This is a genomic window from Micromonospora echinospora, from assembly GCF_900091495.1.
Lineage (GTDB): Bacteria > Actinomycetota > Actinomycetes > Mycobacteriales > Micromonosporaceae > Micromonospora > Micromonospora echinospora.
In genome coordinates this window covers 5,251,935-5,274,298 of record NZ_LT607413.1, presented here as the reverse complement: position 1 = coordinate 5,274,298, position 22,364 = coordinate 5,251,935, and the positions used below count along the sequence as shown (strand labels likewise).

Annotated in this window: 17 protein-coding genes and 1 pseudogene; 6 read left to right on the top strand and 12 right to left on the bottom strand. The window is 72.5% G+C overall.

Annotation, left to right across the window (positions count from 1 at the left end):
* Window positions 1-48 precede the first annotated feature (48 nt).
* From GA0070618_RS23535 to GA0070618_RS23515, 5 genes are all read right to left on the bottom strand, one after another.
* A complete protein-coding gene (locus tag GA0070618_RS23535; RefSeq protein ID WP_088985772.1) occupies window positions 49-5,091 on the bottom strand; it encodes a DNA-binding protein in 5,043 nt (1,680 codons plus the stop codon).
* A gap of 5 nt (window positions 5,092-5,096) precedes the next feature.
* Entirely contained in the window at window positions 5,097-5,954 is an 858-nt protein-coding gene (locus GA0070618_RS23530; RefSeq protein WP_088983568.1) for a DUF4132 domain-containing protein, read from the bottom strand.
* A gap of 389 nt (window positions 5,955-6,343) precedes the next feature.
* Window positions 6,344-6,766: a pyridoxamine 5'-phosphate oxidase family protein gene (locus GA0070618_RS23525; protein WP_088983567.1), complete on the bottom strand. Its 423-nt coding sequence runs from the start codon at window positions 6,764-6,766 to the stop codon at window positions 6,344-6,346.
* A 188-nt stretch (window positions 6,767-6,954) separates the two neighbouring features.
* Window positions 6,955-7,353: a (R)-mandelonitrile lyase gene (locus GA0070618_RS23520; protein WP_088983566.1), complete on the bottom strand. Its 399-nt coding sequence runs from the start codon at window positions 7,351-7,353 to the stop codon at window positions 6,955-6,957.
* Window positions 7,354-7,515: 162 nt separating this feature from the next.
* Window positions 7,516-9,066 carry an MFS transporter gene (locus tag GA0070618_RS23515; protein ID WP_088983565.1) on the bottom strand — a complete coding sequence of 517 codons (1,551 nt, stop codon included), beginning with the start codon at window positions 9,064-9,066 and terminating at the stop codon, window positions 7,516-7,518.
* Between the two features lie 109 nt (window positions 9,067-9,175).
* On the opposite strand from GA0070618_RS23515, the gene GA0070618_RS23510 reads away from it, so the two are divergent.
* The gene (locus GA0070618_RS23510) at window positions 9,176-9,760 is read left to right on the top strand and encodes a TetR/AcrR family transcriptional regulator (protein ID WP_088983564.1); all 585 of its coding nucleotides are present in this window, start codon (window positions 9,176-9,178) and stop codon (window positions 9,758-9,760) included.
* 136 nt (window positions 9,761-9,896) lie between these two features.
* Here GA0070618_RS23510 and GA0070618_RS23505 read toward each other — a convergent pair whose 3' ends face one another.
* From GA0070618_RS23505 to GA0070618_RS23490, 3 genes are all read right to left on the bottom strand, one after another.
* Window positions 9,897-11,771 (bottom strand): adenylyl cyclase, encoded by a 1,875-nt coding sequence (locus tag GA0070618_RS23505; RefSeq protein WP_088983563.1) that lies wholly within the window; start codon window positions 11,769-11,771, stop codon window positions 9,897-9,899.
* Between the two features lie 456 nt (window positions 11,772-12,227).
* A complete protein-coding gene (locus GA0070618_RS23495) occupies window positions 12,228-13,421 on the bottom strand; it encodes an NAD(P)/FAD-dependent oxidoreductase (RefSeq protein WP_088983562.1) in 1,194 nt (397 codons plus the stop codon).
* A gap of 140 nt (window positions 13,422-13,561) precedes the next feature.
* On the bottom strand, window positions 13,562-15,355 hold the full coding sequence (locus GA0070618_RS23490) for an ABC transporter ATP-binding protein (protein WP_088983561.1): 1,794 nt from the start codon (window positions 15,353-15,355) through the stop codon (window positions 13,562-13,564).
* Window positions 15,356-15,434: 79 nt separating this feature from the next.
* On the opposite strand from GA0070618_RS23490, the gene GA0070618_RS23485 reads away from it, so the two are divergent.
* Complete coding sequence (locus tag GA0070618_RS23485) at window positions 15,435-15,860, top strand: MarR family winged helix-turn-helix transcriptional regulator (RefSeq protein WP_231931422.1); 426 nt, start codon at window positions 15,435-15,437, stop codon at window positions 15,858-15,860.
* A 107-nt stretch (window positions 15,861-15,967) separates the two neighbouring features.
* Here the strand turns inward: GA0070618_RS23485 and GA0070618_RS23480 are convergent, their stop codons facing one another.
* The 3 genes and pseudogenes from GA0070618_RS23480 to GA0070618_RS23470 all read right to left on the bottom strand — a co-directional run bounded on the left by GA0070618_RS23480 (window position 15,968) and on the right by GA0070618_RS23470 (window position 17,982).
* Window positions 15,968-16,504, bottom strand: a complete 537-nt coding sequence (locus tag GA0070618_RS23480; protein WP_088983559.1) for a peptidase associated/transthyretin-like domain-containing protein — start codon at window positions 16,502-16,504, stop codon at window positions 15,968-15,970.
* A 225-nt stretch (window positions 16,505-16,729) separates the two neighbouring features.
* Window positions 16,730-17,143 (bottom strand): annotated as a pseudogene (locus GA0070618_RS23475) (ABC transporter ATP-binding protein); the annotation flags it as partial.
* A gap of 134 nt (window positions 17,144-17,277) precedes the next feature.
* A complete protein-coding gene (locus GA0070618_RS23470; RefSeq protein ID WP_088983558.1) occupies window positions 17,278-17,982 on the bottom strand; it encodes a VOC family protein in 705 nt (234 codons plus the stop codon).
* Between the two features lie 95 nt (window positions 17,983-18,077).
* Here GA0070618_RS23470 and GA0070618_RS23465 point away from each other — a divergent pair, with 95 nt between their 5' ends.
* On the top strand, window positions 18,078-18,932 hold the full coding sequence (locus tag GA0070618_RS23465; protein WP_088985770.1) for a GNAT family N-acetyltransferase: 855 nt from the start codon (window positions 18,078-18,080) through the stop codon (window positions 18,930-18,932).
* Window positions 18,933-19,103: 171 nt separating this feature from the next.
* Here GA0070618_RS23465 and GA0070618_RS23460 read toward each other — a convergent pair whose 3' ends face one another.
* A complete protein-coding gene (locus GA0070618_RS23460) occupies window positions 19,104-19,928 on the bottom strand; it encodes an SDR family oxidoreductase (RefSeq protein ID WP_088983557.1) in 825 nt (274 codons plus the stop codon).
* A gap of 90 nt (window positions 19,929-20,018) precedes the next feature.
* Here GA0070618_RS23460 and GA0070618_RS23455 point away from each other — a divergent pair, with 90 nt between their 5' ends.
* The 3 genes from GA0070618_RS23455 (at window position 20,019) to GA0070618_RS23445 (ending at window position 22,272) form a co-directional block, all read left to right on the top strand.
* Window positions 20,019-20,975: a helix-turn-helix transcriptional regulator gene (locus tag GA0070618_RS23455; RefSeq protein WP_088983556.1), complete on the top strand. Its 957-nt coding sequence runs from the start codon at window positions 20,019-20,021 to the stop codon at window positions 20,973-20,975.
* 228 nt (window positions 20,976-21,203) lie between these two features.
* Window positions 21,204-22,085, top strand: coding sequence for a helix-turn-helix domain-containing protein (locus tag GA0070618_RS23450; protein WP_088983555.1), 882 nt, complete (start codon window positions 21,204-21,206; stop codon window positions 22,083-22,085).
* Window positions 22,078-22,272: a DUF397 domain-containing protein gene (locus tag GA0070618_RS23445; RefSeq protein ID WP_231931421.1), complete on the top strand. Its 195-nt coding sequence runs from the start codon at window positions 22,078-22,080 to the stop codon at window positions 22,270-22,272. Before GA0070618_RS23450 ends, GA0070618_RS23445 begins: the two co-directional genes overlap by 8 nt.
* Window positions 22,273-22,364 lie beyond the last annotated feature (92 nt).

Below are 22,364 nucleotides of genomic sequence, written 5' to 3'. Positions count from 1 at the left end.
CCTCGATCTCTCGCTGGTGCGGATGGGGTTGGTTGTTCGGGACAGGGGTCAGCGGTGGGCGCCACGGGTGGGCAGGTTGTCGAACCGGGGCCGGTCGCCGTCGCGGAGGCGTCGCCAGGCCCGCCGGTAGAGGTCGGCGGCCGGTGCGAAGGGCACCGTCACGCCGAGCCCGGCCGTGCCGTCGGGCGCCAGGTCGAACAGGGCGACCTTCCAGCCCTCGATCGGCGCCTGCCCGCTGTCGCGCTCCAGCCACGGGCCGGGCAGGAACAGCGACCGGCCGGCCCGGGACCGGCTGGCCTCGACGACCAGGTCGGTGCCGGCGAGTTCGGCGCGGGCCGCCTTCAGCCGGGCCGGCTTCCAGCCGGTCCACTTCGCCGTGTTGCGGTCGGTCGGGTCCGGCATGGCCAGCAGCATCAGGTACACCGCCGCCGCGTCGACGCCCAGGCCGTGTTCCCCGGCCACCTCGGCGACCAGGTCGGGCACCGACCGGGTCGGATCCTGCGGCCACCAGGTCCCGTCCGCCGCCCGCGCGCCGCCGGTCGGCTCCCCCGGGTCGCCGAGCAGCGCCGCGAACCGCGGGTCGTGGATCAGGCGCAGCGCCACCTCCATCGGGTACGGCTTGGCCGCGTCCCGCCGCAGCGCCGGCAGGTACGGGTCGGTCCCCTCGGCGTCGAGCAGGTCCGGCCGCAGCGCGGGCGACGGCTGGCCGTCGTACGTGGCCAGGACGATGGCGCCGTACCGTTCCCAGCCCGCACCGGTCTCCGACGGGGTGCCCGCCACCTGGCGGAACGCGGGCAGCGGGACGTACTGGTTGACGTCGAGCAGCAGCCGGGGGTTGGCCAACCGGTCCCGGACCACGGCCAGCGCGGCCGGCAGCGCGGCCCGGCACGGGTCGCCGGCCGGCGTGTGGTGGGCGACCCAGGCCGCCAGGGCGACCGTGGAACACAGCACCTCACCGGTGAAGCCCGTCGCCCCGCTGTCGGACTGCCGGGCCCGGTCGCCCTTGATCTCGAAGGCCAGGTCGGTGCTCAGCTCCACCGAACGGCCGGGGTCGAGCAGGGCCGGCAACGCCTTCGCAGGACCCCAGCCGGATCGGACCGCGCGCACCGCCTCGGCGAGCAGTTGCTCGGGCACCACCACCCGGCGGCCCAGGGCGGCGTTCCAGACCGCCGCGGCGGCGTCCACGTCCGGACCGTCGGTCCACAGCCGGGCCGGCTCGTCCGGCAGCAGCGCCGAGACCACCGCCCGCCGGAGCTGCGGGCTGGCCTCGCGCAGCACCCCGAAGGCCAGCTTGACCTCGCCGACCTGCCGGATCCCGAGTGCCCTGCGCAGCTCGGTCGGCACGGTGCCCACCGAGTCCACGTACGGCAGGCCGGCCAGCACCAGCTTCGCGGCGGTCGGGGTGACGCCGGTCAGCTCGGCGAACCGCTCGGCCGCCTCCGGCCGCCAGGGCAGCGGACCCCGCGCGGCCCACTCGGTGAGGAAGCCGGCCAGCCAGCCGTCCGGCCGTTCGTCACCCACCGGCGTCGAGGACTGCGTGGTGTACGGCTCCGGCACGGCGAAGCCACCGGCCGGGTCGTGGTGCAGCGCGTCGAAGGAGTAGCCGGTGGCCGTGCCGCTGGAACTGCGGACGGCGATGAAGGCTCCGTCGGGCAACGGCAGGATGCCGGGCCGGCGGGGCCGACGGTTGCCGTCGGAGTCGTTCAGGTCGTCGTCCAGCAGGTGCAGGGTGACCCGGCGCCACCGGGTCGATCCGGTAGCCCCGCTCAGGCCGAGCCGGTCCAGCTCGGCGAGCAGGGCACGCAGCGTCTCCCGGTGGTCGTCGGGGGTGACCGCCACGGCGGCCCGGTAGGCGACGGCGGCGACCCCGCCGAGCACCGGCCACCAGTCCAGGGCCGCCGGCAGCGACGGTCCGTCGAGGTGCAGCCGTACGCCGGGGTCGCCCCCGGTGGCGGCGGACCGCTGGACGGCGAACGCCTGGAGCTGGGCGAAGGCGTGGACCGCCCGGTTCGCCCCGTAGGCCGAGCCACGCAGACCGTCCAGTGCCTGGTTGAGCTGCTCGTCGGTGGGTCCGGTCACGGTGGGCACCGGCGTCACCGCCGCCGGGGCGGACAGCGACCGGGTGAGCCGTTCGGTCACCGCGTCCAGGTCGGTGCGCACCCGGGCGGCCAGCCGCAGCATCCCGGCCACCCCGGCCAGCACCGCGTCGTGGCTGACCGCCGGCACCGTCGAGCGGACCAGCTCGACCAGCGGATCCCGGTCGTCGTCGCCGGTGGTCGACCCACCGGGGGCGCCGACCGGGGACGCCGGAACAGCGGCGGCCCGACTGGCGACGGCCGGCGTGGCCCGGGGCGGGGCGGACCGGGTCGCCGCCTGGGCTGCGGCCCGCGCGGCCGCTTCGGCCAGGGCGGCACGGCGTTCGTCGAGGGCGACGGCGAACAGCGCGGCGGCGGTGTCCCGGTCGATCCGGCGCAGCGCGGCAGATCCGGCCGGGTCGCGGGGCAGCAGGTTGCCGAGGAACTCCGGGCCCGGCAGCGGAAGGGAGCCGGGGGTGTAGTCCCGGCTGGACGGCGGTCCGGCGGCGGCCGACACCACCCCGTCCGGGTCGACCAGGACGAGACCCTTGAGGACGGCGCGCGGCCGGTCGTCGCCGGGCAGCACCAACGCCGCGATCGGTTCCTGTCCCGGGGCCACGGTGACCGAACGCCCCGCCAGGTCCTCGCCGCGTACCGAGCCGTCCGGCAGGGTGACCACCCGCCAGCCGAGCAGACCGTCCACCGGCGCGGCGGCCGGGGTGGCCCGGTCGGACAGGGCGGGCCGCAGCCAGCTGCCCGACTCCTGGAGGTGGCTCCCGGCGACCGGGAGGTCGGCCAGGAACCCGGGCAGGCTGCGCCGGCCGTGGGTGCCGCTGGCCGGGTCGTACTCGTGCCAGCCGCGGTCGCCGTCGTCCTCGCTGCGACGGTGCACCCAGTGGGAGATGCCGTCGGTGATGACCGGCCGCTCCGAGGGGACAGCGGTGTCACCGGCGTGCAGCACGCCGTCGCCGGTGGTCCGTCCGCCACCGGGCAGCGGCAGGGTGATCCGGTTCGTGCGGGGCTGGCTGCCGTGGTGGTCACCGGCGATCGGCTGCGGCTCGCCGGGCGACGAGTGCCAGTAGCCGCGCAGGTCGTAGCCGAGCGACTCGGAACGCCAGTAGACCAGCAGCTGGCCGTCGACGTAGTGGTAGCCGGCCTGGCCCCACATGTCACCGGCCGGGATGCGCAGGTCGTGGCGGAGCAGGATGCCCTCGGCGCCGAGCACGCGCACCGTGGTCGGCCCGCCCATGATCAGGTACGGCCAGGCTTCCTGCTGGGTCACCTCGACCCGGCGGTCGCCGCCGGTCACCTCCTGCCAGGCCAGTTCCCAGTCCGGCCAGCCCAGCTCGTCGAGGATTCCGCCGCGCAGGCTGCGGGCGACGTGCTCGGCGAGGTCGACGCCGAGGGCCGACCCGAGATCGCCGGCCCCGGCGGGGTCACCGGTCCGGTCGAGGCCGTCGAAGACCAGGCGCAGCGCCTCGACCGGGAGCCGGCCCAGCCAGTCCACCGACTCCGGCAGGTACGGCAGTCCGGTGGTGAACCGGTCCCGGATCCGGGCCCGCAGCCAGTCGGTGAGCAGCGGCCGGACGCCCGGCGTCCCGACCATCCGGCGCAGGGCGTTCGGCTTGTCGTCGAGCTGGTCGAGGCCCCGGCGCAGGGCTCCGGTGAACCGGTCGTCGCCGGCCACGGCGAGCAGGTCCCGCTCCCCGTCGACGGTCACCCACTGCGCCAGGTCCAGGGTCTCGCGCTCCTTCGGCGGGGCCACCGGCAGGTCGAGGGCGAGCAGCAGGTCGAGCAGGTCCAGGTCGCCGTCGGCGGAGAGGGCCTCGCCGCTGGTGGTCAGTTCGGCGCGCAGCCGGTCGGCCATCCGCTCGACGAGCGGGTACAGCGCCGGCAGCCGGCGACGACGGTAGCCGGAGTGGGCCAGACGCACGAAGCGGCGCAGCCAGCCGACCGAGCCGTCCTGCGGGCGGGCCGCCTCCGGCACGTCCGGGTCGGACAGTCCGGCGAGCGCACCGGTGTCGGTCAACAGGGCCAGCCACGGGACGAGGTTGTCCCGGTCGGTGGGCATCAGGTCGAGCAGGCTGCCCCGGATCGCCGGGTCGCCTCCGGCCAGGGCCGTCACCACCGGCCGGTGCGCCTTCCACCAGCCGGCCGGCGCCTCGGCGGTCACCGGCAGCCGGAGCAGCTCGGTCAGGTAGGCCGCCTCACGGTCGGCCACGGCGGCGGCGCCGGACCGGCCGGCGGCCTTGGCGGCGGTCCGGACCAGCCGGTTCACCGCGTTGGCCGACTGCGTGGACGGCGCGACGCCGGCCGCCGCGGCCCGCAGCGCCAGCCGGCAGAACCGGTCCAGCGCCTCGTCGGCCGGCAACTGGGCGGACAGTTCCTTCGCGTAACCGGCCAACGCGGTCGCGGAGACCACCTTGGCCGACGCGAACTCCACGTAGACCTCGTCCAGCCGGTTCAGGTCGACCGGCAGGCCGTGCTGCGCCTCGGCCTTGCGTGCCTTGTTGAACAGCTGCGTCGCGTAGGTGTCCTGCCCGGCGGCCAGGAACACCCGCGCCGCCTGCTCGAAGAACGTCGGCAGGAAGTGCGGCAGCGTACGGGCGAACCGGTCGGCGATCCCCTGGTGCCCGTCCAGGGCGGCCTTCGGTCGTGACCGGACCTGCTTGGCCAGCTTCTGCAACTCGGGGACCACCGCCAGGGCGTGCCGGCCGTCCGCCGGGTGGTGCACCAGCACCCACTCGGGGAAGGCCAACGGGCGACGCGGGCCCAGCCCGACGACGGCCGGCTCGGCGCCCGGCGTCAGGCCGAGGAACCCGACGGCGATGTCCTCGCCCTCGCCGAGGGCGGCGTCGACCAGGCGCACCACCGGCCGGTCGTCGAGGGCCGGATGCCGGTAGGTGCGGGCGGTCAGGGGCACCGCCCGGTCGCCGGCCCCGGCGGTGTCGGTCGGCAGCACCGCGCCGGCGGTCAACAGGCTCTCGGCCGAACCCTCGCCCGTCATGGTCGTCATCGCGGTCACGCCTGCTTCCCCGTTCCGGTCACGGCGCCGGACAGGGCCGTCGCCATCCGCATTCCTTCCGACCAGGCCACCGGCCCGACCTCGGTCAACCGCAGCGTCGGCCCGTCCACCACCGACCAGGAGAGGGTGCCCAGGGTCGCCTCGGAGTCCCAGTAGTCCTCCTCGAACCAGATGGCCGCCTCGACCGTGCGGCCGGCCTCCCAGACCCGGCACCGGACCTGCGAGCCGGAGACCCGGAAGCCGAGCGTGGCGGCCCGGGCGGCCAGCCGGTTCGGGACCGTGGTGCCCCGGAAGTCGGTGATCGCGGTGTCGCGGTCCTTCAGGTCGGCGGGCCTGTCCCAGGTGCCCCGGTGCAGTTGCTCGATCCGCTGGGTGGCGTCGATCTCGTCGGCGAACTCGCGCAGGTCGGCCAGCTCCGCCAGACGCACCGGGTGGGGAAGCGTGGCGCTGGCCGGCGAGAACCGGACGGTCTCCCCGTCGAGGTTGACCACACGCAGGTCACCGGTGTCGGTGACGTCCCGCAGGAAGCCCGGCGCGGCCGGGTCGTCGCCGAGCACCACCAGGTCACGCAACGCGTCCCGCCAGGCCGGGTCCGGCCAGACCCGGGCCAGCAGCCCGGTCGGCACCGGCAGCGAGGACACCACCCAGGCGTCGACCCGGGCCAGGCACTCGGCGGAGTGGCGGTCCAGCCACTGGGCGAGTTGGCGCAACCGGTCCACCTCGGGGCTGTCCCGCAGCACCTTCGGCAGGGTCTTCAGTGGACGGCCGGTGGCTCGCGGGCCCGAGGACCGGGCCGCCACCTTCCCGTCGACGAGAGAGATCTCGTACGAGTCTCCCACCGGTAGCCAACCCATCAGGAATACCCTCCGCAGTGGCAGAAAGCCATATTTCACAAGGAACCGCCATGATCGACGACGCAGCGCAGGCTAACAGTAGTGACCGACACAACCGGCCCGCGGCGGCGGTCACGGCGACGCGGATGTCCGTCGTGCTGGCGAATCCCCAACCGGTGTCCTCGCGGGGAGCGACGGCCGAGGAGACATGGTCAGCCGCACCCGGGCCGCCAAAGGCTGCGATCATCGGCCGCCACGGCACGTGCCGAGGAGCTCAGCCGGTGACCGGAGGCCGGCACGTCCCGGAGCGGGGCGCGGTGCCGGGGCGCCGTGCCGGGGGCGGGGTCGGGGTCGGAGGGTGTCCCTATGGGTTTTGCCAAGGTTCAGGGCGGATCAGAGATGTCGGCGGATCAGGCTTGGTAGCTGAGGTCCCTTGCGGTGATGAACGTGGGTCGTAGCCGTAGCCAGGTGGTTCCGCGTTCGGCGAGGTCGTCGTGCAGTTGGAAGCGGGTGTCCCAGACGGTTTCATCAGGGCCGAGATAGCGGCTGAGCTTGCGTCTTCCGCGTGGGGTGTCGAAGGGCAGCAGCTCGGCGCGTCCGCGGGCGATGACCTGTCGGACCAGGCCGGTAGCGATGTCGCAGGTGTCGACGGTGATGGCCAGGGCGGGGTCGGCTTGGACATGGTCGCGCAGCTTGCCCCAGGGGCCGGTGATGATCCAGAAGGCGTGGTCTTCCCACAGGTACCAGGTGGGCCGAACAGTGGGTCCGTTGGTGGCGACGCGAGCAGTGAGCGGCTGAGCGAGGAAAGCGTCGATGTCGAAGTCAGCGGCCATGTGTTGATTGTGATCGCCTCATGCCGTCTGCAGCCGGTGGGAGGGTGATCAACGGGGTCCTGCGGGTTCTGTCAGGCGACGGCGGGCGCGCAGCGGGACAGCAACTCCAGGACGGCCTTGTTCCCTGTCGACGGAAAGTGTCCAAGATCCGCGTTGCCGGAGGCGAGGGCCGCGAGGGCCGGGGCGGGTCAACGGGTGGCGTACTCCTCGTCGGTGACCAGGTCGCCCCACTCGGTCTCGGGGCCACCTCCCTCCGGCGCCTCCCACATGGCCAGGTGGGTCATGAAGTGGTCGGCGGTGGCGCCGTGCCAGTGCCACTCCCCCGGCGGCGTCCAGATCGTGTCGCCCGGACCGATCTCGACGACCTTGCCGCCACGGGACTGCACGAGCCCACGGCCCTCGGTCACGTGCAGGGTCTGGCCAACGGCGTGCCGGTGCCACGCGTTGCGCGCGCCAGGGGCGAAGCGGACCACGTTGACCCGCATGCGCGACGGCGTCTCGCCCTTCACGATCACGTCGTACCAGGCGTCGCCGGTGAACGTCTCCGCCGGCGCCTTGACCGTCGGCGGCTGGTGCAGGATGTCCATGCCGTCAATCCCATCGATCGGGTACCGACCTGCCGGCTTCCCCGGCGGTGCCGATTCATTCGTCCGGCGCCCCGCCCGGCCGAGGTCACGCACCGCTGAACGGTGTGTGCGCTCGCCCTCGCCAGGGCCCGGTGCCCGGATCAGGGGTCCGGGCGGTGGAGGTCAGGAGCGCCGGCCGGAGGGGATGACCTTCCACGCGATCAGTGCGGCCACCACCAGCAGGACCGCGGCGATGACCGAGGTGATCTGCATCCCGTGGGCGAAGGCGTCGCGGGCGGCGGCCAGGACCTGGGCGCCCTGCTCGCCGGTGCCGGCCAGGGCCTGGGTGCCGGCGGCCAGCGAGTCGGTGACCGCCTCGCGGGCGGGGACGGCCAGACCGGACAGATCGGGCAGGCCGGCGCGGTACAGCGCCATGTGCAGGGTTCCGAGCAGGGCGATGCCGAGTGCGACGCCCAGCTCGTAGGACATCTCGGAGATCGCCGAGGCGGCTCCGGCGCGTTCCCGGGGCACCGCGCTCAGGATGGCGTCGGTGGAGGCGGTGAACGCCATCCCGATCCCCAGCCCGACCAGGATCAGCCCGGCGGCCAGGCCGGCGTAACCGGACGCGCCTTCGGTGATCGCCAGCACGCCCAGCCCCGCCGCGGCCACCAGCAGCGACGCGGCCAGGGCCCGTCCGACACCGAGCCGGGCGATGATCCGGACGGCGACGACGACCACGGCGATGGACGCCAGCGTGGCGGGCAACTCCCGCAGGCCGGCCTCCAGAGGTGAGTGACCACGGACCAACTGAAGGTACTGGGAGAAGAAGAACAGCAGCCCGCTGAACGCGAAGATGGTGATCAGCGAGACGAGGATGGTGCCGGTGAACGCCGGCCGGGCGAAGAGGGTGACGTCCACCAGGGGCGTCCGGAGCGTGCGCTGACGGCGTACGAACACCAGTGCGGCGCCCACGCTGAGCGCAGCGGCCAGCAGGCCGGCCGGGTCGATGCCGCTCTTGGCGGTGTGTTTGACCGCCCAGACCAGCGGCACGATCGCGGCCACCGACAGCACGGCGCTGACCAGGTCGAACCGGGCGGCTGCGGGGTTGCGCGACTCGGGCACCAGCAGCGCGACGCTGATCAGCACCAGCAGCATGATCGGCAGGTTGATGACGAAGACCGACCCCCACCAGTAGTGCTCCAGCAGGACGCCGCCGACCAGCGGGCCCAGCGCCGCGCCGCCGGAGGCGCCGGCCGACCACACCGCGATGGCGCGGGTGCGCTGGGCCGGGTCGGTGAACACGTTACGCACGATCGACAGCGTCGACGGCATCAACGTCGCCCCGGCCACGCCCAGCAGGACCCGGGCGGCGATCAGCCAGCCGGCGGTCGGCGCGAAGGCCGCCACCAGCGAGGCGGAGCCGAAACCGGCGACGCCGATCAGCAGCAGCCGCCGGCGGCCGATGCGGTCGGCCAGCGTTCCCATGCTGATCAGCAGGCCGGCCAGGGCGAAGGAGTAGGCGTCACCGATCCACAGCACCTCGGTGGAGGTCGCCCCCAGGTCGGCGGTGAGGGCGGGCATCGCCAACGCGAGCACGGTGCCGTCCACGGCCAACAGGGTCACCGCCAGGGTGAGCGCGCCCAGCGCGGCCCACTGCCGGGCTCCGGCCCGGACCGGGCGGTGGGGTGTGTCGGGCGTGGCACCGACCGACGGGGAGGGCGTCGTGGACGTCATTCCCTCAAGCTACCGACCATATGGTCGGTTGTGCAAACCATTTGGTCGGCTCCTAGGATCGATGAAGCGGTGAAGCGGTCTCGCCGCGCGGAACGAGCCGGAGGCTGTGATGCAGGGTCGGGAACGCGACACGGTGAGAACCCGCCGGGTGGTGCTGGACGCCGCCGCGAAGGTGGTCGGCACACACGGCTCGGGCGCCAGCGTGGACGCGATCGCCCGGGAGGCCGGGGTCTCGAAGAGCGGCCTGCTGCACCACTTCCGCTCCCGCGACCAGTTGCTGCTCGCCCTGGCCGAGGACATCGCCGAGCAGTTCGCCGCCACCGTGTACGCGGCGGTCGATCCCCGCGACCACGCCCCCGGACGCCTGGTGCGCGGCTACGTCAACGCCACCTTCGACGACCTCCTCGACGGATCCACCGTCCCCGAGCAGGCCATGCTGGCCGCCACCCTGTCCACCGTCCCCGGCGTCGCCGAGGTGCTGCAACGCGACAAGCAGCGGTGGCGGGAGGCGTTCGACGCCGACGGGCTGCACCCGCAACGAGCCCTGCTCATCGTCCGCGCGGCCGACGGCGTGGCCGTCGCCGGCCTGTACGAGGGGGACAGCGATCCCGAGGAGCTGCGGCAGACCCGACGACTGCTCCTGGCCCTCAGCCGCCAGGACGGCCCCCTCGTCGACCTCCCCGAGGTCGGCTGACCGGCGGCCCGCCACGGGGACCTGCGCGTCGGCGCCCTCGCGGAGCCGCCGCCGACCCCGGAGGATGCGGCGGCGGGTGGGCCGGACCCCACCGTGTCCCGCAGGACGGGGTCCGGCCCTCGTCGGTGGTGCTCCGTCAGCTCGCCGGGTAGCGGACCAGGTAGACCGGTGCGCCGGTCCGGGTCGTGTCGGCCGGCTCGCCCACGCCGTTGACCACGTGGTCGATCGTGCCGGCGCTGAGGTTCACGGTCATCACGTGGTGCAGCCGGACGCCCGGCGTCACGGGGACCTCGAAGCCGTTCTCGGTGTGGATCGAGGGATTGTTCTGGTTGAAGACGTAGACACCGCCGCCGTGGAGCGTGTGGTGGCGTACCCGGTCACCGACCTTGTAGCCCGCCCAGCCCTCGACGTCGCCGTTCATCCAGTCGGCCTGCGTCGGCGGGTCGTACGGCAGCTCGTTCTGGTAGAGGACCGTGGTGCCGTGCTCACCGTTCCAGACGGTGTTGTACCGCTGGAAGTGCTCGACGAACAGGCCGGTGGCGGTCACGTGGTCGCCGTTGATGACGGCCCCGTAGCGGCCGGTGTTGGTCCGCCACCGGTCGGTGTCGCCGTTCACGCCCTCGGTGAACCCCTCGACGCCGTGGTCGCCGCGCCACACCCAGGTGTGGTCGATGAGGACGTGGTCGCTGTTGACCTCCAACGCGATGTGCGTCCTGCCGATGTGCGGACCGCCGACGCGGAAGTAGACGTCGGAGAGCGTCGTCGGGTTGCGGGGGTCGCTGCGGTCGGGTCCGTGCTTGCGGCCCACCCGCAACAGGACCGGCGACTCGGTGAGCCCGGCGTCGATCGTCACGCCGGCCACGACCACGCCGGGAACACCGGCGACGTCCAGGGGGATGGCGCCGTCCACGGCGGTCAACGTGGCGTGCCCGATGCCGAGGACCACCGTGTCCGGCCGCCGGACCTCGATGCTGCGCGCGATGTCGTACACACCCGGGGTGAGCAGCAGGTGCCGGCCACGGGCGAGTTCCCGGTTGATCACGTGGACCGGGTCGGAAGGTCGGGCGACGAAGAAGTCGCCGATGGGGATGGTCCGGCCGGGGGTCAGGCCGTCGGCCCAGGTGACGCCCCGGGTGTCGCGCCGCGCGACGGGCACGCGGACCTGGTACCGGCCCTTGGCGTCGACGAACAGGTACGGCTTCTCCCGGCTCAGCGGGGTGGTGTCGAGCGTGGTGTAGGGCGGGTCGGGGAAACCGGCGTCGTCGGGCGCGCCGACGACGCCCGCGAAGACCTGGTTCCACACCCCGTTGGACCAGCTCTCGACCTCGCTGTTGCGGGTCAGCCACTGCTGCTGCGACCCGTTGGTGGTGGCCGGCAGCCGGGAGTCGGCGATGAAGCCGCCGCTGGCGAACTGCGGGCCGGCGGTGCAGTAGTCCATCAGGGAGAGCCCGCCGCCGCTGATGTCGAGCCGCCGCATCGACACCGCCTGGGACACCGCCCAGAAGTTCGCCGTGGAGCGACAGCCATCATGGCCCGTGGCGTTGATGCGGAGCGACAGGTTGGACACCGTGCGCCAGAAGTTGACCAACGCGATGCAGTTGGCGGTGCCGCCCTCGGTGAGGCAGCGGTTGTACGCCTCGATCTTGCCGTTGATGACGACGTCGGTGGGCGAGGCGCCCAGGCCGGAGATCTCGGTGTAGTAGCCGACCTTGATCTGTAGCGGCTGCTCGGCGGTGCCGTAGACCCCCGGTTTGAACAGGTAGGCGAACCGCCTGGTCCCCATCTCGTCGTTGACCTGCGCGGCGTGCGTCGCGTCGAGCTTCGCCTGGATCTCGCTGACCGGCATGCTCGGGTCGAAGACCGTGACGTGGGATCCGAAGTTCGGGGTGTCGGGTCGGGGCGGGCCGGCGGCGGCGGGGCTGCTCGCCGTGGTGGCGGCGAGGGCCAGCGCGAGCCCGAACGTGAGCGTCCGGCCGAGCCGTACCCGGAGGTGGGTGGGCGGGATCGTCAAGGGTTCGTCCTATCGACGAGGCGGTGGGGGCGCCCGGTTCCGGCGGAGCGGTCCCGCCGAGAGAGCGCTCTCTCATCCTGTCGGAGATCTCGCGCTTTGTGAAGAGCCGTCCGGGCCGACGCGGCGAACTCGACCTCCTCGGCCACGTCCGGCTCGGTGAACAGCGGCTCGGGCGGCCAGGGGCCGACGTACGCCTCCGTCCGGCGGCAGATCCGAGCAGCTCGTACGCGACGGTGAAGAGCAGGTTGCGGTGGGCGACGAAGGCCTCGGTCGCCGCGTCGGTGGCGTGCTCGCCCATGTCTCGGCCCCACTCCCCTTCCGCCGACGGCCCGTTGCCGACCGGACCGTCGGTCGCCGCACGCCTGCGTGCGGCGGCGTCCCGCGACAAGGGCGTCGCCGCACGACAGGCGTCCCGATCCGCCACCGGTCGAACCGGCCACGGATGCCGGGACCGGCCTACCGCTCGGCGGTCGCCAGGTTCTCGTCGCGCGTGGCCCGCAGCAGGTGCTGGCGCTGGCCATCCTTGAACCACAGGTTGCGGGCACCGGGCGTGCGCGCCTCGGACGCCAGCTGCCTGACGGTCTGCCTGACCACGAGTTCCTTGATCTTCCCGGCGGAGCGGCCGGCGAGGTGAAGCCCGGTCGCGGTGTCGTTCCGGCGGGCGAGCTGGACGATGCCGGCCTGACGCCCCAGGCTGATGCACTGGCCGACGAACCCCACGTCGACCGGCGCGGGCTGCTCGCCCGCGATCCGGCTGAGCACCGTCTCGGCGGCCTGCGGGCCCAGCTGCACCGCGGACTGACACCCCATGCGGTACGGCAGGCCCGACGGCGCCGCCGAATCGCCGGCCGCGACGACGCGTACGTCGTCCACGCTCGTCAGCGTCTCGTCGGTGATCAGGCGGCCCAGGGCGTCGGTGCTCAGCCCGCTGCGGCTCGCCAGGTCCGGCACGCCGAACCCGGCGGTCCAGATGGTCACGTCGCTCACCAGCCCACGGCCGTCACCGAGCCGCACGCTGTCGCGAGTCACCGCCGTCACCGTCGCGCCGGGGCCCTCGACCACCGTCACGCCGAGTTCGGCGAGTCGCCTGGCCACCGCGCGCCGACCCCGGGGGTGCAGGTACGGGCCGAGCACTCCACCGCAGACCAACGTCACGGTACGGCCCCCCTCCGCCAGCTCGGCGGCGGTCTCGATGCCGGTCGGGCCGGCTCCGACGACCGTCAACGTGGCCGTCGCCGGTGCGGCGTCGACGACCGGCCGCAGCCGCTGCGCGTCCTCCAGGCTGGCGATCGGGTAGGCGAACTCGGCGGCTCCGGGCACCTGCGGGTCGGCGCTGCCGCTGCCCACCGCGTAGATCAGGTAGTCGTAGCCGAGCGTGCCGCCGGACGCCAACGTCACGCCGCGCCCGGCGGCGTCGATCCGGGTCACGGTGTCCACGAGCAGCCGGACGTCCCGGCCCAGGATGTCCCGGTAGTCCACGAGCGCGTCGTGGGATCCGCCCACCAGTTGGTGCAGGCGGAGCCGCTCCACGAAGCTCGGACGCGGGTTGACCAGAGTCACGGTCACGTCGTCGCGTCGCGTCAGGCGATTGGCCGCCATCACGCCGGCGTAGCCGCCGCCGACCACGATCACGTCGGTCTTCGTTGCCATGGTGTCTCCTTCGTCAGAGGGTTCGACCTCAAGACACCGTGCGACCGAGCGTTGTGACAGTACGTGACGCAGTTCACTCCGCCGCGTGGGATCGGCATGCGGAGCCCGCCCGTGCGGAACTGACGCTCCGGGGACAGTCGTCAGGCGGCGAGGGCGGCGTAGCGGCCGGCCCGCTCCAGCAGGCCGTCGTGACTGCCGGACTCGACGATCCGCCCGTGGTCGAGCACGGCGATCTGGTCCGCGTCGCGGACGGTGGAGAGCCGGTGGGCGATGGTGATGGTGGTGCGGCCCCGGGCCACCTCATCGAACGCCCGCTGCACGGCGCGCTCGGTCTCGGTGTCCAGCGCGCTCGTCGCCTCGTCGAGGATCAGGATGCGCGGGTCGCGCAGCAGCGTACGGGCGATGGCGAGGCGCTGCTTCTCGCCGCCGGAGAAGCGGTGCCCCCGCGAGCCGACGACCGTGTCGTACCCGTCGGGCAGCCCGGCGATCAGGTCGTGGATCTGGGCGGCGCGGGCGGCGGCCTCGATGTCGGCGTCGGTGGCGTCCGGCCGGGCGTAGCGCAGGTTCTCCCGGACCGTGGTGTGCAGCAGGTAGGTCTCCTGGCTGACCACGCCGACGATCGCGGACAGGTCGGCCAGGCGCAGGTCGCGCAGGTCGATGCCGTCGACGGTGATCCGGCCGCTGGTCGGGTCGTACAGTCGGCTCACCAGCGCGGCCAGGGTGCTCTTGCCGGAGCCGGTCTCGCCGACCAGGGCCAGGCCCGTGCCGGCCGGCACGTCGAGGGTGATCCCGGCGACGGCGGCGGTGTCGCTGCCGGGATAGTGGAAGGTGACGTCGGTGAGGCGCAGGTCGCCCCGGACCCGACGGGGGTCGACGTCGACCGCCTCGGCGGGGTCGTCCACCTCGACCGGCAGGTCCAGGTACTCGAAGATTCGGGCAAACAGCGCCAGCGAGGCGGTCACCGAGACGCCCACGTTGAGCAGGCCCATCAGTGGACGGAACAGTCCGCCCTGCAACGCGGTGAAGGCGACCAGCGTGCCGATGCTGAGCGTGCCGGCGGTGCCGGGCAGACCTGCGCTGAGGTAGAGGACCGCCGGGATGGCGGCGAACACGATGCTCATCGTGGCCATCCGCCAGCGTCCGGCGAGTTCGGAGCGCAACTCCAGCTCGACCAGGCGGGCCGACGAGGCGGCGAAGCGCGCGGCCAGGGTGGGGCCGGTGCCGAGGGTCTTGGCCAGGTGCACGCCGCTGACCGACAGCCCCTCCTCGACGGTGACGTTCAGGTCGGCCAGCTCGCGCTGGCGGCGTGCGGTGATCTCGCGGCGCAGGTGGGCGACCCGGCGGGTCAGCCAGACGGCCGGCGGCAGCACGACGAGGGAGACCAGGGAGAGCCGCCAGGAGAGCGCGACCATGGCCGCCCCGGTGGCGATCACGGTGGTCAGGTTGGACGCGATCGAGGTGGCGGTCGAGGTGACCACGCTCTGCATGCCGCCGATGTCGTTGGTGATCCGGGACTGCACCTCGCCGGTGCGGGTGCGGGTGAAGAACGCCAGCGACTGCCGTTGCAGGTGGGTGAAGACGTCGGTGCGCAGCCGGTGCATGACCTGCTGCCCGACCCGGGTGGAGATCCAGGTCTGCGCCACGCCCAGAACCGAGGTCACGGCGGCGACCGCGACCATGCCGCCCACCAGCCAGACCAGCAGCGTCAGGTCGCGCTCGGGCAGGGCCCGGTCGATCACGGCGCGGAGCAGGAAGGGCGAGGCCATGGCGAGCACCGAGGACACCACGATGATGCCGGTGACCGTGGCGAGCGCGCCCCGGTGCCGGGCGAACAGCCGGCCGATGCGCCGCAGCGACACCTGGCGGGCCTGCGCCTTCTCGGCGGCGCTGACCGTGCGGGGGCCGCGGTCGCGGCCAGCTTGGGTGGGTTCCAAGGGGTACTTCCTTCCGTGGAGAATGCTGAGGTTGCCTCAACATGAGGGAGCAACAGCTTCTGCTGCTACCGTATTCCACGTGACGGCGGAGACCGACGAACCCGAGAACGGCCTCGCCGAGGCGTTCTGGGCGGTGACGCGGCGGCTGCGCCACCGCACCCGGGAGGCACTCGCGCCGTGGGACGTGACGCCCGCCCAGTCCCGGGCGCTCGGCGTGCTGATTCGGCACGGCGCGGTGCGGCTCAGCACGCTCGCCGAGCACCTGCGCATCGCCCCCCGCTCGGCCACCGAGGTGGTGGACGACCTGGAGGCACGCGGCCTCGTGGGGCGCCGGCCCGATCCGACCGACCGGCGCGCCACCCTGGTCGCACCGACCGAGGAGGGTACGCGGGTCGGGGCCGCCATCCAGGCCGCCCGCCGGGCCGCCGCCGAGGACCTCTTCGGGCGCCTACCGACGGCCGACCGGGAACAGCTCGCCCGCATCCTGCGTACGCTGCGCGACTGACCGGCCCGAGCCGCCACAGCCACGACCGAGGTGGGTGCCGGGCCGCACAGCCCCGGGGCCGCGAAGGGCCTCCGCCCCGTCGGGGAGGGCGCGGAGCCCGACCGGGCTCAACCGACTCCCCGACTGCCGGAGTCCGGGAACAGGTACAGGTCGAACGTCACACCCTGGCCGTCGAGCAGCAACTCCTGACTCCCCGAGAGGCTGGGCGGGCCGGCGTGCAGGCCGCTGAGGGTGTGGAGGCCCGGCTCCACGTCGAACTGGAAGTAGCCGTCGGCACCGGTGACGACCTCGCCCCCGCCCGGCTCCAGCCGGATCGTCGCCCCCGACACCGGCAGGAACGTGGTCGCGTCGAGCGCCCACCCCCTGAGATCCCAGACGACGGAGACCGTGAAGCGGGCCACGGAGAGGCCGCTGAGCCGGTCGTCGCCATTCACCGCGATCGCGTGCACGGTGTGCTCACCGGGCCAGCCCACGTCGACCAGCACGGACGCCGTACCGTCCGGCCCGACCGGGACCTCGCTGGTCGGATGCGCGCCGTCGACGGCGTACCGGAACCGGGTCACCGTCGTGTCGCCGTCGGCGTCGAATCTGACGGCGATCCGGCCACCTTCGGGAATGCTACTTCCGCCCGGAAAGCTGATCACTGGCCGGAGGGGTGCCGTGGTCTGCGTCGAACGGACGGCGAGTGCGGATGTCGGCGGCACAAGGATCACACCGGCAGCCAGCAGCACCGACGAGACCAACGCCAGGAGGCGGGGCCACCGGGTACGCGTACGTGCGGCAGGCCCGACGAACATCCCGACCCCCATCGACAGAGCGTGTTCCCGCCGTCAACCTAGGCGTGTAATCGATGAACGTCAACTCCATACGCCGTGCGCCATCGCCACGATGTGGTCGGCGAACCGGCACGCCTGGTTGATGTCGTGCATGACCGCGACGATGGTGCGACCCTCGCCGGGCAGCCGCGCGAAGAGGGCCAGCAGCTCGTACTGGTGGGTGATGTCGAGGAACGTGGTGGGCTCGTCGAACAGCAGGTACGGCGTCTCCTGCGCCAGCACCATCGTGATCCAGACCCGCTGCCGCTGACCGCCGGAGAGCTCCTCGACGGGCCGCTCCGCCAGGTCCGCGACGCCGGCCACCGTGGCCGACCACACGGCCTCCTCGTCAGCGACCGTTCCCGTGCCGAGCAGGGACTGGTGCGGGTAGCGGCCCCGGGCGACCAGCCGCCGGACGACGATGTGCTCCGGCGCGACCAGACCCTGCGGCAGGAAGCCGACCTGCCGGTCGCCGCCTTCGCCCGCGAGTACGGCTACACGCCGGACCGCGCTGTCACCCGACTCCACACCGATGAAGCCGCTGTTCCACGTCTTCCCCCAGCAGGGTGCCCTGATTCGCGGGCAGCGTCGCCGCGCTCCGGTCAGCTCCGTCTGACGGAAAACTCGTTGCCGTCCGGGTCGGCCAGCACGACAGCGCCGTCCGCACCGGTCTCCAGGCGGGTGGCCCCGAGGGCGACCAGCCGGTCGACCTCCGCCTGCTGGTCGCCACCGGCCGGAGCCAGGTCGAAGCGCTGCCGGTTCCGGCCCACCTTCGGGGCCACCGGTGGACCGCCCCACGCGACCTTCGTACCGCCGTACGGTGACTGGACAGCGGTCTCCTCGTCCTGGTCCCACACGAGCGGCCACCCCAGCGCCGCGCTCCAGAAGAGGCCGACCTCGCGGGTGCCGTCACAGGCGACCTCCCCGAGCAGCCCGCACCCGGCGAGGAAGTTGTTGCCCGCCTCGATCACGCAGAACTCGTAGCCCTCGGGATCGGCCAGGACGACGTGCCCCTCCTCGGGGCGCTGCCCGACGTCGACGTGGCCGCCGCCGAGCCGCAGCGCCGTCGCCACCGTCTCCTGCTGGTCGGCGTCGCTGGCGCTGGTCAGGTGCAGGTGCAGGCGGTTCGGCCGCGTCATCGCCGTGTCGCCGGGCGCGAACCGGAGACCGACCTGGGTGTCGTCGCCGGGCAGGAACGCGCCACCGGCGTCCTCCACGACCTCCCGGCCGAGCAGACCGGCCCAGAACCGCGCGAGGCGAGTCGGATCGTGCGCATCGAAGGTCACCGACAACAGTCGCAGAGGCATCACCGTACGGTAGGCACGGGCACGCAGGGCAACAAGGCAATATCCCGTTGAGCCCGGCGGGGCGGCGGTGTTTGGATCCGGGTGTGTCGGTCGTGATGAGCACGCCAGGAGTCGACGGGTTGGGCGAGGCCGTACGCGTGCTGCGCCGGTGGCAGCACGACGGGGCGCCGGTGCCACTGCATCCGGGGGATCTGGGCTGGCACTGGAGGTTCGGCGCGGAGGAGACGGCCCGCGCGGTCCGGACGTGGAGCCGCGACGGCACGATCCTCGCCGTCGGGCTGGTGGACAGTCCCGGGCTGGTGCGGATCGGGTTCGCCCCTGACGCTGGACGGGACGAGGAGCTGGCTCGCCAGATGGCCGACGACCTGACGCGGCCGGAGCGCGGCGTCCTCCCGCCGGGGAGCGTCGGCGTCGAGTCGCGGAGTGACGGTGTGTTCCGTGAGCTGCTGCTCGCCAGCGGTTGGGACCTCGACGAGCCGTGGACACCGCTTCGGCGTGACCTCACGGAGCCCGTGGCGGACTGCGGCGTACGGGTCGAGACGATCGGTCCGGAGCAGGTCCACGTGCGGGTAGCCGTGCAACGCGCGGCGTTCGACGGGTCGACCTTCACGGACGAACGGTGGCACGCGATGGCGACCGGACCGGCGTACGCCGACGCCCGGTGCCTGGTCGCCTACGACGACCACGGGGTCGCGGTGGCGGCCGCGACGGTGTGGTCGGCCGGTCCGGGGCGGCCCGGGTTGCTCGAACCGATGGGCGTGCACCGCGACCATCGCGGCCACGGCTACGGCACGGCGATCACCGTCGCGGCGGCGGCGACCCTGCGCGGGATGGGCTCGTCGAGCGCGATCGTGTGCACCCCGAGCGCCAACGTCGGCGCCGTCGCCACCTACCGCTCGGCCGGCTTTTACCAGCTCCCCGACGTACTCGACCTGCGCCGGAACGCCTGAAGAACGAGCCCGGAATCCCGGCGTGCCCACCTCGCCCGTCGATCATGGAGTTCGGGCACCCACCAGAACCCCACAAAAGCCACTGGTCGGGCGCCACAACTCCATGATCGACGGGGCAGACCGCGGGCCAGCCTCGGCCCCGGGTCGCGCGGCCGGCCGTGTGTTGGGGGGTCAGGGGGTGGCGCGGAACCGTCCTGCGTGTTCCTGTGCCCACTGGGTGAAGGTTCGGGCGGGATGCCCGGTGACCTCCTCGACGGTGGGCAGGACCACGCCGGCGGCGTCCGGAGGGTTGGTGGCCAGCTGGATCCCGAACTCCACGTAGTCGTCGTCGTAGCCGTAACCACGCAGCCGGGCGCGTTCGCCGTCCTCGGTGAGCTGCACGAAGGCGATGTCCTGACCGGTGGCCTCGGCGAGGATCCGGGTTCGCTCCCGTGGGGTGAGCGCCTCGGGTCCGGTGAGCGGGTAGGAGCGTCCCTCGTGGCCGTCCTCGGTGAGCGCGGTCGCGGCGACGCTGGCGATGTCGGCTTCGTGCACTATGGCGCTGGGGTAGGCGGCGAGCATGGAGACGGTGCGACTGGCACGGATCTCCTCGGCCCATTCGAGGGCGTTGCCCATGAACTCCACCGGTTGCAGGATGCTCCACTGGATGGTGCTGGACATGAGGGCGTTCTCGACACTGGTGGGAGACCAACCACCGAGTACGGTGGCGCGACCGATGCCATGCTGCTCGGCCAGGTCGATGATCTCCGAGCCGTTGGTCAGATCGTCGAAGCCATCGCCGCCGAAGGTGATCAGGTGGATCCCTTCCACTCCTTCGAAGGCGGGTCCGAGCGTGGCGGTGTCGGTGAGGTCGCCGGCCACCACCCGAACGCCGGGCGGCAGGTCGGCCTTTGCGGGATCGCGGGTCAGTGCTCGGACGTCGTGCCCGGCCTCGTGCAGTTGGGCGACGAGGTGACGCCCGACCTGACCGGTTGCTCCGGTGACGAGAATGCGCATGCTCGTAGGTCCTTTCGGTTCCAAGGCACTTCCCATCCTCGCCAGACTTGTGGCCGCTATGTGGCCACAAGGAGGCGCTAGAGTCAGGCCATGTCGAGCGGCACCCGGGTTCTCGAACTCCTCGGACTGCTTCAGAACCGGCGTCACTGGCCCGGCGACGAACTCGCCCGTCGACTCGGTGTCAGTCAGCGCACGCTCCGCCGTGACGTCGACGGCCTACAGGAACTCGGGTATCCGATCACCACGACGAGAGGCACCGGCGGTGGCTACCAGCTCAGTCCCGGGGCTTCCCTCCCGCCCCTGGTGCTCAGCGAGGAGGAGGCTGCCGCCGTCGTCATGGGGCTCAAGGAGATCGCCTCCCGCGCCCACCCGATGTCCGGGGATGCCGCGCTCAGCGCAATGGCCAAGATCGTCCAGGTGCTTCCCGTACGCATCCGCCGCCGCATCGACAGCCTCCGCGCCGTCGCCGTCCCGGCGCCGGGCACCGAGCAGCATGCCGCCATCACCGATGTCGCCTCGTTGACGACCGTCGCCCTGGCCTGCCGAGATGCGGAGACGCTGGAGTTCACCTATCGGACGCGAACCGGTCAGGCCGCCAGCAGGACGATCGACCCGCACCGGATCGTCAGCGTCGAGAACCGCCTCTACCTCGTCGCCTGGGACCAAGGGCGGGGCGACTGGCGCTCCTTCCGGGTCGACCGGATCGATGGCCCACGCCGTACCGGGAAGAGGTTCGCGCCACGACCGCTCCCTGCCGACGATCCCGTCGAGTACGTGCGCGCTCAGATCAGATCGATGCCCGGCAGGTATCCCGTCCATGCCACCGTCCAGGCCCCCGCCGAGCGGGTGCGGGACGAGATCGGGCACTACGGCACCGTGGAACCCGTCGACGACTCGTCGTGTCGGGTGCACATCGCCGCCGACTCCCTCGGTTGGGCCACCTTCTGCATCGGAGCACTCGAAGCCCCGTTCGTCGTGCACGGACCACCGGAGGCCGTCGAGTACATGCGCGACTGGGGGCGACGTCTCACCGCCGGCACCCGCTGAGGCAGCCGCCGGCTGGCCACACCGCCGGGAACCGCACCCGGAAATGGTACGCGAATTGCGCGTACGGGAATTGCGCGCACATGGCTGTTGTCGGCGGATTCCGGTAGGGTCCGATACCTAATAGCCATTGCGTGGACGGCAACGGGGAAACCATTTCCTCAGCGACAGGTCGACGTTTCACCGGTGGCGTAGCGATGTAACAAAATGCAACGCGGGAAGGGGTGACGGATGGCCGACGACATGGGATCGACCGTCCCGAGACGGCAGCTCGGGCGGGCGCTACGGGAGCTACGCACCGAGGCGCAGATGACCCTCGACGGCGCGGCGGACGCGCTGCACTGTAGCCGGCAGAAGATGTGGCGCATCGAATCTGGTCTCGGCTCGGCCCGCGCCCTCGACGTCCGGGCCCTGTGCGAACTGTACGGCGCGACACCCGAACTGTCCCGCGCCCTCACCGCCCTGGCCCACGAGACCAGGGCCAAGGGCTGGTGGCACTCGTACGTCGACGCCATCCCCGAATGGTTCGAACTCTACGTCGGCCTGGAATCCGCCGCGTCGTCCATTCGCCGCTTCGACGAAGCACTGATCCCCGGCATGCTGCAAACGCGCGCCTACGCCTCAGCGGTCTACCAGCGCCGCCGCACTGTGACGGATGAGGAGCGCGAACGCCTGATCGAGGTGCGACTGCAACGACAGGCCCTTCTGCGCCGGAGACTGCCTCCGGCACCCAAAATGGAGGTGATCCTGGCCGAGGCAGCGCTCCTTCGCACGGTCGGCAGTGCAGCGACCATGGCTGATCAAATACGTCATCTCCTGGCGGTCGGTGAACTCCCCAACGTCTCTGTCCGAGTGTTTCCTCTCAGCGCCGGCCTGCACTTCGGCGCGGTCGCCGGCTCGTTCGTCATGCTTGACTTCCCGATCCGGAACCGGATCGAGCCCGAGCCGTCGGTCATCTACAAGGAGTCGTTGACCGGAGCGCTCTACCTCGACCGCAAGGAAGAACTCGCCATCTACGACGAAGCATGGGCGAGCCTCGATGACCTGGCGCTCGATGAGGCACAATCAAGGCAACTGGTTAACAAGATCATCGGGGAGGTTCACCGTGGCTGAAGTGGCCGGCGCTCAGTGGCGCAAGAGCACTCGCAGCGGCGACAACGGGGGTGACTGTGTGGAGGTCGCCGACAATCTGCCCGGCCTCGTCGCCGTACGCGACAGCAAAGATCCGTCCGGCCCGGCCCTGAGCTTCTCCCCCGCCGCGTGGGCCAGCTTCGTCCGCTCCGTCAAGCCCGCGCACTGACCGGTGTCCACGACGCCCACTATGCGATCTCAATCGGCCTGAGACGCAAGCCCGGACCCGGGGACGAGGGACACCGGGTGATCGCGCAGACC